The sequence below is a fragment of the Spirosoma spitsbergense DSM 19989 genome (assembly GCF_000374085.1).
Classification (GTDB): Bacteria; Bacteroidota; Bacteroidia; order Cytophagales; family Spirosomataceae; genus Spirosoma; species Spirosoma spitsbergense.
Genome location: NZ_KB893596.1, coordinates 19,336 through 33,156 on the forward strand (window position 1 = coordinate 19,336; position 13,821 = coordinate 33,156).

7 protein-coding genes are annotated in these 13,821 nt (G+C 50.8%); 5 read left to right on the plus strand and 2 right to left on the minus strand.

Annotation, left to right across the window (positions count from 1 at the left end; translation table 11 throughout):
• Positions 1-41 precede the first annotated feature (41 nt).
• From B157_RS0129855 to B157_RS0129880, 5 genes are all read left to right on the plus strand, one after another.
• A complete protein-coding gene (locus B157_RS0129855; RefSeq protein WP_020606974.1) occupies positions 42-2,570 on the plus strand; it encodes an ATP-dependent Clp protease ATP-binding subunit in 2,529 nt (842 codons plus the stop codon).
• Between the two features lie 610 nt (positions 2,571-3,180).
• Positions 3,181-5,754 carry a DUF7133 domain-containing protein gene (locus tag B157_RS0129865; protein ID WP_020606976.1) on the plus strand — a complete coding sequence of 858 codons (2,574 nt, stop codon included), beginning with the start codon at positions 3,181-3,183 and terminating at the stop codon, positions 5,752-5,754.
• A 114-nt stretch (positions 5,755-5,868) separates the two neighbouring features.
• On the plus strand, positions 5,869-6,927 hold the full coding sequence (locus B157_RS0129870; protein WP_020606977.1) for a sugar phosphate isomerase/epimerase family protein: 1,059 nt from the start codon (positions 5,869-5,871) through the stop codon (positions 6,925-6,927).
• A 173-nt stretch (positions 6,928-7,100) separates the two neighbouring features.
• On the plus strand, positions 7,101-7,886 hold the full coding sequence (locus B157_RS0129875; RefSeq protein ID WP_020606978.1) for an SDR family NAD(P)-dependent oxidoreductase: 786 nt from the start codon (positions 7,101-7,103) through the stop codon (positions 7,884-7,886).
• A gap of 132 nt (positions 7,887-8,018) precedes the next feature.
• Positions 8,019-9,338, plus strand: a complete 1,320-nt coding sequence (locus B157_RS0129880) for an MFS transporter (RefSeq protein ID WP_026309066.1) — start codon at positions 8,019-8,021, stop codon at positions 9,336-9,338.
• Positions 9,339-9,372: 34 nt separating this feature from the next.
• Here the strand turns inward: B157_RS0129880 and B157_RS0129885 are convergent, their stop codons facing one another.
• Positions 9,373-10,488 (minus strand): sensor histidine kinase, encoded by a 1,116-nt coding sequence (locus B157_RS0129885; protein WP_020606980.1) that lies wholly within the window; start codon positions 10,486-10,488, stop codon positions 9,373-9,375.
• Between the two features lie 35 nt (positions 10,489-10,523).
• Complete coding sequence (locus tag B157_RS0129890) at positions 10,524-13,658, minus strand: response regulator (RefSeq protein ID WP_020606981.1); 3,135 nt, start codon at positions 13,656-13,658, stop codon at positions 10,524-10,526.
• Positions 13,659-13,821 lie beyond the last annotated feature (163 nt).

The window sequence follows — 13,821 nt, forward strand, 5'->3', positions numbered from 1 at the left end:
AGGCCTGTATAGTACGCTTACCTAAGGAGAACCTAAAACGAATGGAAGCAAAATTCTCAAACCGCGTAAAGGAAGTTATCACGCTGAGCCGGGAAGAAGCCTTACGCTTAGGCCACGATTATATCGGAACAGAACACCTGTTGCTGGGTATGATTCGTGAAGGGGAGGGTGTAGCTGTCGGGTTATTGAAAAAACTCGGCATATCACTCGATGAACTCCGGGTTACCATTGAACAGGCCACGAAAGGAACGGCAACCAACAATGTGAAAAATCTGGCGAATATTCCGCTGACCCGTCAGTCGGAAAAAACGCTGAAAATCACGTACCTGGAAGCCAAGATTTTCAAGAGTCCACTCATTGGCACGGAGCACCTGTTATTATCGATTCTGCGCGATGAAGACAATGTCGCCACGCAGATTCTCAATAAATTCAATATCAACTACGAAGTCATTAAGGAGATGCTGGAATATCAATCCTCGGGAAGCCGCCCGGTGATGGGCCCCGAAACCGATGATGACGACAACGACCGGGGCATGTTTGGTGGCAGCAGTTCCAGTTCGGGCAAAGATCCGAAAGGAGCCGAAAAATCGCGGACTCCGGTGCTGGATAACTTTGGCCGGGACCTAACCAAATTTGCCGAAATTGGCAAACTTGACCCCATCGTTGGTCGTGAAAAAGAAATTGAACGCGTAGCTCAGATTTTGAGCCGCCGGAAGAAAAACAACCCGATTCTGATTGGTGAGCCAGGCGTTGGTAAAACCGCCATCGCCGAAGGCTTAGCCCTGCGCATTGTGCAGAAGAAAGTTTCGCGGGTGCTGTTCGGCAAACGCGTTGTTACGCTTGACCTTGCTTCACTGGTAGCCGGTACAAAATACCGGGGTCAGTTTGAAGAGCGGATGAAGGCCGTGATGAACGAGCTGGAAAAATCGCCGGAGGTCATCCTGTTCATTGATGAGTTGCATACCATCGTTGGTGCCGGTGGTGCGTCGGGTTCACTCGATGCCTCCAACATGTTCAAACCAGCGCTGGCGCGGGGCGACATTCAATGTATCGGTGCCACGACTCTGGACGAATACCGTCAGTACATCGAGAAAGATGGTGCTCTGGCCCGTCGTTTCCAGATGGTGATGGTGGATGCCACGTCGATTGACGAGACCATCGAAATCCTGAACAACATCAAGGATAAGTACGAAGAACACCACCACGTTAATTACACCAAAGAAGCGATTGAAGCAGCCGTGAAACTGTCGGAACGGTATATATCCGACCGGTTCCTGCCCGATAAAGCGATTGACGTAATGGACGAAGTAGGTGCCCGCGTACACATCTCCAACATCACGGTTCCCGAAGATATTCTGAAACTGGAAGAGCAGATTGAGAATATCAAGAAGGAAAAAAACCAGGTTGTCAAGAGTCAGAAGTACGAAGAGGCCGCCCAACTGCGCGACAAGGAAAAACGGCTGATCGATCAGCTCGACCGCGCCAAGCAGCTCTGGGAGGAGGATACAAAGAAGCGTCGCTATACGGTAACGGAAGAGAACGTTGCCGAAGTAGTGGCCATGATGACGGGTATTCCGGTCACGAGCGTATCGAACGACGAGGGCAAGAAACTGGTCAATATGGGTGCCGAACTGAAGGGTAAGGTAATCGGTCAGCAGTCGGCCATCGATAAACTGGTGAAAGCCATTCAGCGGACGCGTGTTGGTCTGAAAGACCCCAAGAAGCCAATTGGTTCGTTCATTTTCCTCGGCCCCACGGGCGTGGGTAAAACCGAACTGGCCAAAGTGCTGGCTACTTATCTCTTCGATAAAGATGACGCCCTGGTGCGGATCGATATGTCGGAGTACATGGAGAAGTTCAGCGTTAGCCGACTCGTTGGTGCCCCTCCGGGCTACGTAGGATACGAAGAAGGTGGTCAGCTGACCGAGAAGATTCGCCGGAAGCCGTACAGCGTCGTACTGCTGGACGAAATCGAAAAGGCACACCCGGATGTGTTCAACATCCTGCTTCAGGTGCTCGACGATGGTATCCTGACGGACGGTCTGGGTCGCCGGGTCGATTTCCGGAACACGATCATCATCATGACCTCGAACATCGGGGTGCGCGACCTGAAAGATTTCGGTGCCGGTATCGGTTTCGCTACCAAGAAAAATGCCGAAAGCCAGGATGACCTGATGAAGAGCACGATTCAAAGTGCCCTGCGTAAAGCGTTCTCACCGGAGTTCCTGAACCGTCTGGACGATGTGATTGTGTTCAACTCACTGTTGCGTGAAGATATTCACCATATTATTGACCTGATGCTGGGCAAACTGCTTGGCCGGGTTACCAATCTGGGCTATACCGTCGAACTGACGGAGAAAGCGAAGGATTTCCTGGCCGAGAAAGGCTACGATCCTCAGTATGGTGCCCGTCCGTTGAGCCGCGCTATCCAGCGTTATCTGGAAGATCCCGTTGCCGAAGAGATTCTGAAAGGGGAACTGAAAGGTGGCGATGTAATTCAGGCCGACTACAGTGGAGAAGGCGAAACGCTGACAATTACCGTGAAGAAGCCGGAAGAGGTAACCGAGTAAATAACGGGTAGAGTTATAGAGGAGCAGGCCGGGCAGTAATGTCCGGCCTGTTTTGTTTTTACGGGTCTTCGATTATTTGGTAATTACTCAGTCAAAATAATGCTGGCAACGGCTGATGGGCAGAAATCGATCGACCTGTGTCAACTGAAGTACGATCAGACCCGGCAGTTCGATGTGGACTACAACCCACATCCGTAGTTTTCGCAACAGCAGAAATTTTGCACGTACAAACCGTTGCTGGCCAAGTTGATCGATTCGGTTGAAGCCTACGCAAAAGCTAAAAAAAGCCGTTGCCGAAGTATAATATCGAGATCAAATCGGCACCGTGGACCGTTCATGCGAAAGCTGAATTTGAGCACTGGTAAAGCTTGTTGTGGACGGTATCATTACCGATTACCCGAACCTGTTCTAACGGGGTCAGATTCGTTAGCCGTGGCGCGTAATACCCAAATGGTAGTACGCGCCATTTTTTTGTTTCGCCCGATTCGTATCAATGATATATTCTCTCGTTGTAGGTACTGCGGTGAACGGGAGAAGAGGTAAAATGTTAGTGATAAAGTAGGATTTTTAGAATACTGCTTTATTCTATAATACTACCTGATCATACCTCATGGTGAAGCCCGCTCATCGTTTCTATCTGATTGGTATTGGTTTTTTGTGCCTGCTCAGCTTTAAAGCCAACGTCCGAACCACGCTTGCCGACGGTCCGTCGCCCACCAAAACGCCCGTCCAGGAACTTGCCACGTTTCAACTCGAACCAGGGCTGTCAATCCAGTTGGTAGCGGCCGAGCCGATGGTGCAGGACCCGGTTTCCATAACGTTTGATGCCGATGGACGGCTCTGGGTAGTGGAAATGCGGGGCTTCATGACGGATATCGACGGGGAGGAAGAAGGGAAACGGATAGGACGAATATCCGTATTGACCGATACCAACGGGGATGGACAGATGGATGCCAGTACCGTTTACCTCGACAGCCTGGTGATGCCCCGCGCCCTGGCCCTGGTGCCGGGGGGGGCGCTGGTTGCTGAAAATGGCGCACTATGGCTCACCCAGGATAAAAATGGCGATTTGAAAGCCGATACCAAAACCCTTGTCGATGCCCACTACGCCGACAAAGGATTGCCCGAACACGCACCAAATGGCCTGTGGAGAAGCGTTGATAACTGGTATTACAATGCCAAATCACGCGCCCGCTATCAGCTACAGGTTGGTGAGCAGAACACGTGGTTGCGCGACAGTACGGAGTTCCGGGGGCAATGGGGTATCAGTCAGGATGATAAAGGGCACTTGTTTTATAATTACAACTGGTCGCAGCTGCATGCCGACCTTGTTCCGCCCAATTACCTCTCCCGAAATAAAAACCACAAACCAACGACCGGTATCGATCACGGCCTGACCGTCGACCGGCGTATTTATCCAATCCGGGCTAACCCGGCCATTAACCGGGGCTACATCCCCGGCACCCTGGATAAGGAAGGCCGTTTGCTGGAGTTCACGGCTGCCTGTTCCCCGCTCGTGTATCGGGGCACTGCCCTTCCCGCTGCCTATCAGGGCAATGCATTCGTTTGTGAACCCGCCGGTAACTTAATCAAGCGAAATAGTTTAGTAGAAGATGGGCTGATGATTTCAGCGAATGACCCGCATCCCGGTCGCGAATTTCTGGCTTCCACCGATGAACGGTTTCGTCCGGTTCATCTGGCAACCGGCCCCGACGGGGCGCTGTATGTGGCTGATATGTATCATGGCATTGTCCAGCACAAAGCCTATATGACGCCGTATTTAAGGGAACAAACAATGACGCGTGAGTTGGACAAACCCGTCCACATGGGTCGCATCTGGCGTATTGTCCCCGAGAACTGGAAAGCCCATAACAGCAAGAAATTATCCAATGCCTCGGCCGATGAACTGGTCGTCGAGCTATCAAATCCGGACGGATGGCATCGGGACATGGCACAGCGACTACTGGTTGAGCGTAACGACCGCGACGTGGTTCCTGCTTTGACGAAACTGGCCCAGACGGGTGCCAGTGAGTTGGGACGATTTCATGCCTTGTGGACGCTGGACGGTTTAAAAGGCAATAAGCCCGACGCATTGCTGGCGTTATTGACAGACCCAAGTGCGCTTATCAGTACCACGGCTTTACGGTTGCTTGAGCCAATGGCTAAAGCGGATAAAACCGTTCGGACAACGTTGGGTCAACTAGTGATCAACCGCTGGCAGAAAGCCCCTGTTGAGCAAATTCTCCAGATATCGCTGGCAGCCAGCATACTGGAGCCGTCGGTCGCCCGGCCACTGCTGGCGGGCATTGTCGGGCAATACGGTGAGTCGTCCCTGATTCGGGATGCCGCCCTGAGCAGTCTCCAAAGTCAGGAATTCGCCTTTTTGCAACAGTTACTGGTGGCCCCCCAGTGGCAAACCCGTGACCCGGCCAAAGAGATATTTCTTGAGATGCTGTCAACCTCCGTTATCCGCAACCGAAACCCGGCCGAGTTAACCGCGTTGCTGGCTAAACTCGATGCCGCCAAGCCCCCCCTGGCATGGCAGCAGAAAGCAATAGTGAACGGGCTGGCTATTGGGGGCCGTACTAACAAGATGAAGCCAATCAAACTGGCGTCGGCCCCCGGTTTGCTGACCCGTTCGGTTTCCAAAGTAGACCCATCGCGCCGGGATGACCTGGCAGCTCTTTTTGACTGGCCCGGCCATGTTGCCGTCAGGAGCAACGCGATAAAAAAGAATCTCTTATCAGACGATGACCAGAAACTGTTTGCTGCGGGCAGGCAGCTTTACCTGAACACCTGTTCCGGCTGTCATGGAACCGATGGGGCTGGGTTGTCCCGGTTTGCACCACCCCTCGTCGGCTCCGATTGGGTGCTGGGCGATGAGAAACGCCTGGCGCTGATTGTGTTGCAGGGTATGGAGGGGCCAATAGAAATAAGCAAACGTGTGTATGATGCGCCGGACATACTACCCGTTATGCCTGCCCACTCGACGATGGACGATGGGGCCATTACCGCTATTCTGACTTACATCCGCAACGAGTGGGGAAATAACGCCGGACCCATGAGTAAACGAACCGTGGGCATGACCCGAATTACGTCTCAGGGAAGAGTGATTCCCTGGACGGCCAAAGAACTTAATAAATACATGCTCGAAGCAAAAGCCACTACTACGGATGGCAAGTAAATGTAAAATGGATAATGAACAATGTCAACCTGCCGACTAGTGAGGTACTGTTCATTTTACATTATTCATTGTGCATTCTCCATTATTCATTAACCCAAACCCTTTCTTACACAGATGGACAGACGAGATTTTATACAGAAAACGGCCGTAGGTGCCGTGGCACTTAGTCTGCCTGTTTTCCCTGCTTACGTCGCGAATCATCGGATGGGCATTGTCGTTCACTCGTACGGGTTTCGCTGGAATTCGAAAGCAGACAGTTCCGCATATCCCGCGTTTACGGATGCGCTCAGCCTGCTCGAACATTGCCATCAGATTGGCGCGGGTGGGGTGCAGGTAGTGGTAAATGGCTGGTCGGATGATTTCGCCAAAAAGGTACGGACCAGACGGGAGCAACTGGACATGTATCTGGAAGGCTCCATCGGGTTGCCAAAAAAGCCGGAGGATGTGTCGAAATTCGAGCAGGATGTCCGTAACGCCAAAGAGGCCGGCGCGCAGATTCTGCGAACCGTCTGTTCGAGCGGGCGACGCTATGAGGCTTATCACTCTGCCGAAGCGTTTCAGGAACTCAGGAAAAACGCGCTGGCTTCGCTGAAACTGGCCGAACCGGTGCTGCGTAAGCACAAAGTGAAACTGGGCGTCGAGAATCATAAAGACTGGCGGGCGCCGGAACTGGTCGGTCTGCTAAAAGAACTGAACAGCGAGTGGATTGGGGTTACCCTCGACTTTGGCAATAGCATGGCTCTGCTGGAGGACCCAATGACCGTTGTGGAAACGCTGGCTCCCTACGTGGTCAGCACGCACGTGAAAGACATGGCCGTTGAGGAGTACGCCAACGGGTTTCTACTGTCGGAAGTACCGCTGGGGAAAGGTATTTCTGATGTACCCAAAATGATTGAACTCTGCAAAAAACACAACCCTGCCGTTACCTTCAGTCTGGAAATGATTACCCGCGACCCGCTGGAAATTCCCTGCCTGACGAGCGACTACTGGGCAACGCTGTCGAGCGTACCCGGCGCCGAACTGGCACAAATGCTCCGGCTGGTCAGGCAACATGCGTATCCAGCCGGCCTACCCCGAACAACGCCCCTGAATGCTGAAAATAAGCTGGCATTCGAGGAAAACAATATCCTTGAATGCCTGGCTTATAGTCGGGATAAACTGCGGCTGACATAGGGAAAAGTGAAAAAAGCACTTAACCGCAAAGGTCACGAAGGCAAACGCGCAAAGAGCACTAAGTGGCTGACTGATTTCTTTGAGCCCTTTGCGGACTTGCCTTAACGTTCTCTGCGGTTAAACCGAAAAGCGTAAACAGATTCTGCTAAAAACTTTGAAATACAACCTGCTACATGCAAAAAGAAATACTTCCCGGAATTCGTCAGTTTGATTTGAGTAATAAAGTGGCCATCGTTACGGGTGGTTCCAAAGGCCTGGGTCTGGCAATGGCCGCCGGACTGGCTTCGGCCGGCGCGGATATAATGCTGGTTAATCGCAATGCCGAAGAAGGTGAAAAAGCCGCTCAGGAGTTAAGCCAGGACTTTGGCATAAAAGCGGTTTCTTTCCCTGCCGACATCAGCAGTCCCGAACAAACCGAAGCGATGGCTAAAGCGGCTATGGATACCTTCGGCCAGATTGATATACTCATCAACAGCGCGGGTATCAACATTCGCGGGCCAATCGATGAACTGACACCCGACGAGTTCAGCCAGGTAATGGATGTGAACGTAAAAGGCACCTGGCTGTGCGCCAGAGCCGTTACGCCCTACATGAAGAAAGCGGGTCGGGGTAGTATCATCAATCTGGCCAGCACGCTTGGGCTGGTTGGTCTGGCTAATCGAACGCCCTATACGTCCAGCAAAGGAGCCGTGGTACAGATGACCCGCGCCCTGGCCCTGGAACTGGCGCCGTTCAACATCAACGTCAACGCTATTTGTCCCGGCCCCTTCCTGACTGAAATGAACCTGCCCATTGCCGATACCGAAGAGGGGAAAAAGTTTGTCGTAGGGGCTACCGCTCTGGGCCGCTGGGGCGAGTTGCGGGAAATTCAGGGGGCCGCCATTTTTCTGGCCAGCCCCGCCGGTAGTTTCATGATTGGTTCCATGCTGACCGTCGATGGCGGCTGGACGGCGAGATAGTTTAAATGGTTGGTGGTTTGATGTCTATAGTTTGTGGTTCCTCCGGCGTCAGCCAACTACTGACCATACATATCAAACCACCAACCTCAACCTACTGACTACAAACATCAAACCACGAACCTTAGCCCTGCCATGAAACCACTCACCCCTCCTGCCAAGCCAACCCGGGTCCGATATAGGATGTTGGCGCTGGTCTTTATCAACGTCGTTATCAATTACCTGGACAGGAGTAATATTTCAGTGGCCGGGACTATGCTGAGCAAAGACCTGAATCTGTCGTCGGTAGAGCTGGGCTATATTTTTTCGGCTTTTGGCTGGACTTACGCGCTGCTGCAAATTCCGGGAGGACTCATTGCGGACCGCTTTGGACCACGCATTCTGTATGCTTTCTGCCTGGTTACCTGGTCATTAGCGACGGTAGGGCAGGGGTTTGTCAGGGGTTTCTCCTCATTGTTTGCCCTACGACTGGCTACGGGTACATTCGAGGCACCGTCCTATCCCATCAACAACCGAATCGTTACCAGTTGGTTTCCCGATAGTGAACGGGCATCGGCCATTGCGCTCTATGTGTCGGGGCAGTTTATCGGGCTGGCTTTCCTCACGCCGATACTGGTGACCGTTCAGTATTACGCAGGCTGGCAGGGGTTGTTCATCGGTACGGGCGTTGTCGGGCTGATCTGGAGTGTGGTTTGGTACCTATTTTATCGTGATCCGCTGGAGCACTCGGGGGTGAACGAAGCTGAACTGAACTATATTGAAGAAGGAGGTGGCCTGTTCAGGGCTAAGGAACAGACTACGACGCCGGCAACCATCTGGCGCTGGGCGAATATTAAGCAGGTCTTTTCAAGCCGGACACTGTGGGGCGTTTACGTTGGGCAGTTTTCCGTTAACTCGATGCTCTGGTTTTTTCTGACCTGGTTTCCTACCTACCTGGTCAAGTATCGGGGCCTCGATTTTATTAAATCCGGCTATCTGGCATCCGTACCTTTTCTGGCGGCCTGTGCGGGTCTACTCCTCTCCGGTTTCGTATCCGACCGGCTCGTTCGGCAGGGAAAATCGGTCAGTATGGCCCGAAAAGCCCCGATTATTATTGGTATGCTGCTGTCGGTAAGCATCATCGGGGCTAATTACAGTACCGATACGGTTTTTATCATTTTCTTCATGGCGCTGGCCTTCTTTGGCTCGGGAATGGCCCTGATATCCTGGGTATTCGTTTCGCTTTTATCACCGAAGCACCTGATTGGTCTGACGGGCGGCATCTTTAATTTTATGGGTAATCTGGCTTCCATCGTGGTACCCATCGTGATTGGCTATCTGGCTAAAGACGGGGACTTCGAACCGGCGCTGGTCTTTATTGGCGTCCTGGGTTTTATTGGGGCCTGTTCCTACATTTTTCTGGTCGGGAAAATTGAGCGTGTAGCCACCGGTAAGGCGGCCACGCTTATTTCCTAGCGATGATTGGAGCAGGGTTTCTTCTGCGTAATTATTACTTCATCCACTCGAAATAAAACGTACTTCCCTGTCCCAGCCTGGAGTCAATTCGTACTGTTCCTCCCTGTTCTTCAACCAGCATTTTCAGGATGTTCAACCCGACGCCGGTGCTGCTTTCCTGTAGGGTTGATTCAGCCCGGCCCCGCCGGAACAGGTTGAAGATAACGGCCTGGTCGTTATCAGAAATGCCGGGCCCGTTGTCTTTTACGAAAAACTCTATTGAATCTCCTTTGTCCTCACAACCAATTTCAATGAGGCCACTGGTTTTGTCACTGTATTTGACTGCGTTGCTAATCAGGTTCTGGAACACCTGCTGGAGTTTTAACCGCCTGGTTTTTAAGGTCGGCATTGACTCGCTGATCTGAATTTGAATGTGCGGAGGGGGAAATAATAAACGGACAATCTGGTGGGTCAACTCCTTCGTATCAACTGATTCAACCGTTTGCTGATCGACACTCTTCTGCGAATAGGCTAACAGGTCATCAATCATGGTAGACATATAGTAAGCCGCTGACTTGGCCAGCACCATGTATTCAATCGCTTCTTCCTGTATGAATGCACCTTCTTCCTGGCGCATTTCCAATAACGACAGGATGGCAATCATACCGGTCAGGGGCGACTTGAGATCATGAGAAATGGTATAAACAAACCGCTCTAACTGCTTATTGATCCGGTCTAACTCGGTGACGGTATTTTCTAGATTTCGCTGGTAAAAGTGGATTTTCTCAAAGACGTTGACTTTTGCCTTGGTTATATCGATGTTCAGGGGTTTTTGTAAATAATCGACCGCTCCTTCCCGAAATCCTTCCAGTACGTACTGATCTTCTTTGCTGAGTGCTGTGACAAAAATGATGGAAATATCCCTTGTTTTAGGATTGGACTTCAGGATCTGGGCTACTTCGAATCCATTCATACCCGGCATTTGTACATCCAGCATTATCAGGCCAATCCGATCGTTTTTGAGCACCTGCCGCAGGGCTTCATTGCCAGACGATGCTTTGATGAAGATTCGTCCCTCCTGAGCCAGCATTTCCTCCAGCGAAATCAGGTTCTCGGGGCGGTCGTCTACCAGCAGGATTGTAAATTCGCTTGGTTGGTCAGGTATATTCACAGGGAGAGGGGTATGTTAATCAAACAAAACGGCATTTACCTGGACAGCCACACTTGCATCAGCGCAAATAACTGGGTACTGTCAACAGGCTTGGTAATGTAATCGGAAGCACCTGCGTCAATGCATTTTTCCCGGTCGCCAGTCATCGCTTTAGCCGTCAGGGCTATTACCGGCAGGGATGAAAACCGGGGGTTGGCCCGAATGTGTCGGGTTGCTTCGTAGCCATCCATTTCGGGCATCATAATATCCATCAGGACAATGGCCGTGTCGGGATGCTCATTTAACTGATCCAGGGCTTCCTGTCCGTCGCCCGCAGTAACCACAATCAGCTGATTCGCTTCCAGCAGGGTACTCAGGGCAAACACGTTCCGCATATCATCATCAACGAGTAATACTTTCTGACCCTGAAACGCTGCCTGATTTATAACAGGCTTGGTTGTTAGGGATATGGCCGGCTGGGGTAGGGGGGCACGAACGGGTTCGCTTCCCGTCTTAGCAGGTAACAGGTTGTTTGATAATGCTAGCGTGTTTCTACCCCCGTTGCTCAGGTAATTTTTAATGGTAGACAGTACATTTTCCAATTCTTTTTTTCCAACGGGTTTGGTGGTATAAGACAGTATATCATTACCTGACACTGCTGGCTCATCCCTTGCCGAGATAATATGAATGGGGATGTGGCTCAAGGTGTCATCATTCTGGAGTATTTTAAGTAAGTCCCAGCCATTCATAATGGGAAGGCCCATATCCAGAATAATTGCCGAGGGTTTGTATTGGCGTGCGTACTGCAGGCCCTCATCTCCCCGTAAGGCAATAATCGTTTTGAAATTTTTATCCCGGGCAAACTCCTGAAGAATACCGGCAAAAGCCGGGTCATCTTCAATAATGAGGATGATGCTATCACCCGGCTCCAGATTAGCCCGGTCATCAGCGGGCGGGGCTGGTTGAGTTGAGACTGCGGGCGAGGTGATGGTGCTTAACAAGGAGCCGTTGATTGGGACTTGCTCCTTATTTGGCCCCACACCCAGGGGTAAGTACACGGTAAAGGTACTGCCAACGCCCACTTCGCTCTGTAAGCTGAATTCGCCACCCAACCGGCGAACAAGTTCTTTACTAATGGACAAGCCGAGCCCTGTACCACCAAATTTACGGCTAATGGAGCCGTCGACCTGCTGGAAGGCTTCAAAAATGATCTGCTGTTTTTCCGGCGAGATGCCAATACCCGTGTCTGTAACGGAAAAAGACAGGAGGGGGTAAGGGGTCGATGAATGGTTTGCCGGACGCCCGGCAGACTGATTGACTACGTCTAGTACCAGACTAACTGAACCGCCTTTAGGGGTGAATTTCACCGCGTTGGAAAGCAGGTTTTTAATGATTTGTTCCAGCCGCTGTTTGTCAGTCCAGATAGTGTCCGGCACCTTATCGCCAATTTTCGTTGATAGATGTATTCCCTTCTCATTGGCTACAACGCCGAACAACTGATTCATGTCTTCGGCAATGTCGGCAGTGATAGCCTGCTCAAACAGGAATTCTATTTTACCGGCTTCAATCTTGGACAGGTCCAGAATGTCGTTGATGAGTTCGAGCAAATCAGTGCCGGATTTATAAATAATGTTGGCGTATTCAATTTGCTTGTCTACTAAGTTCTGTTGTTTGTTTTCGGCCAGGAGCCGGGCCAGAATCAACACACTGTTCAGCGGGGTACGGAGTTCGTGAGACATATTAGCCAGGAACTCCGACTTGAATTTGCTGCTTACTTCCAGTTCCCGGGCTTTGTTCGTCAGCTCCTGCTGTGCGCTCTCAACGGCTATGTTGCGCTCCCGTAATTCACTGTTAATTTGGCGTAGTTCCTCTTCCTGAACGATTAGTTCCCGCTCTGATCCCTGCAGGACTTCGGCCTGCCGCTGTAGTTCGCTATTGGATTGCTGGAGAACCCCCTGCTGATTTTCAAGCGCTTCTTTTTGTTCCTGAACCTGCTCTAACAAGTTCATTACTTTTTCATGATCATCCGCTGCATTAATGGCTACGGCAATATTGTTGGCTACGGAGGTAAGCAGTAAAAGTGCCTGCTCGCTAAGCGGCCTGAATGTAGCCAACTCCATAACACCTCTCAGGACTTTATTATACCAGAGTGGTAAAAAGACGACCTGCCCTGGCTGGGCCTTACTACTACCCGCCTGGATTTCCCAAAAGTTGAGGGGTACGTCGTTTACTACGGTTAGTGTACGTTTTGTAGCAGCCTGACCTACCAGCCCCTCGCCCAGGTCATATATTTTCTGAATATGACCTGGCAGCGCTACGGATGCATTTAACTGTAGATTCTTGCTTTTCTCATTATAACAGTAAAAACCACTGGCTGGCAAATCCAGGTAGGTTGTTAATATCGTTAGACTGGATTGAGACAGCGAAGCGACGTCGGTCACCTGTTGCAGGTTATCATTAATAAGCGATATACCCGTGAGCAGCCAGTTTTTTTCGGTACCAACCTGATTCAGGTGTTCAAGTTCCTTGTTGTTTTCCTGTAATGCAGCCTGCGCCCTCCGGTTACTTCTAAACCCCTTAATGGTAAAATAAATAAGTGACAGGACAATAAGTAAGGTTAGGAAAGTGCTCAGGATAAGCTTGTAGGTAACCGACTCAACCGATGCCTCATTTTCGATCTTTCGTTGGGTCAGTAGCAGCCGCTCCGTTTGAATAACCCGTGCTAACTCGCTTTTAATTTTATCACTAAATACTTTTTGCCGAACAATCAAATCAACATACTCTTCCTGATTGAACTGAACAGGTCTGTTGCGGGTCTGTTTATTCCAGAACACTAACAACGTTTCGACATTGGCCTCAATCCGGCTTACCCGATCAGCCTGTGTTGGGTTGTCGACCATAAGTGCCTTTAGTTCGTTGATGGTCGGCTTTATTCTCCGTAAGGCATTATTGTACATAGTCAGGAACTGCTTAAAGCCCGTGCTACGGTAGCGAATGCGACCGGTTTCCATGTCGTCAATCAGTTTCTCGATGGTTTGAGCCTGGTTTAGCACCTGATACGTATGCTCTACCCAGTTGGCTGATTCCAACTGCCGCTGAAAAGTCTGGTAGGAAAGTAATCCGCTCAGGAAGACGAGCAGAATAGCAATGGAAAAACCTATGTACAAACGGTTTGGTAACGAAAATTTCATCAGTTAATAACGGTTTTTTGGTCCTGGCTCATAATAGGCAATGGTTCGTCAATTTTTAGGGATATGAAAAAGGCGTGTTAGTTTTGGGTATCTGACATCCAAACCAAACAACGCCTTTATGCAAGGACCAGCCCTACTGAGTACAATAGTAGCTAACCTGCCC

Bases quoted from the DNA above. Each gene is read 5' to 3' on its own strand.
- B157_RS0129880 (WP_026309066.1), top strand. From the start codon at position 8,019: ATGAAACCACTCACCCCTCCTGCCAAGCCAACCCGGGTCCGATATAGG.
- B157_RS0129890 (WP_020606981.1), bottom strand. From the start codon at position 13,658: ATGAAATTTTCGTTACCAAACCGTTTGTACATAGGTTTTTCCATTGCT.
- B157_RS0129855 (WP_020606974.1), top strand. From the start codon at position 42: ATGGAAGCAAAATTCTCAAACCGCGTAAAGGAAGTTATCACGCTGAGC.
- B157_RS0129865 (WP_020606976.1), top strand. From the start codon at position 3,181: ATGGTGAAGCCCGCTCATCGTTTCTATCTGATTGGTATTGGTTTTTTG.
- B157_RS0129870 (WP_020606977.1), top strand. From the start codon at position 5,869: ATGGACAGACGAGATTTTATACAGAAAACGGCCGTAGGTGCCGTGGCA.
- B157_RS0129875 (WP_020606978.1), top strand. From the start codon at position 7,101: ATGCAAAAAGAAATACTTCCCGGAATTCGTCAGTTTGATTTGAGTAAT.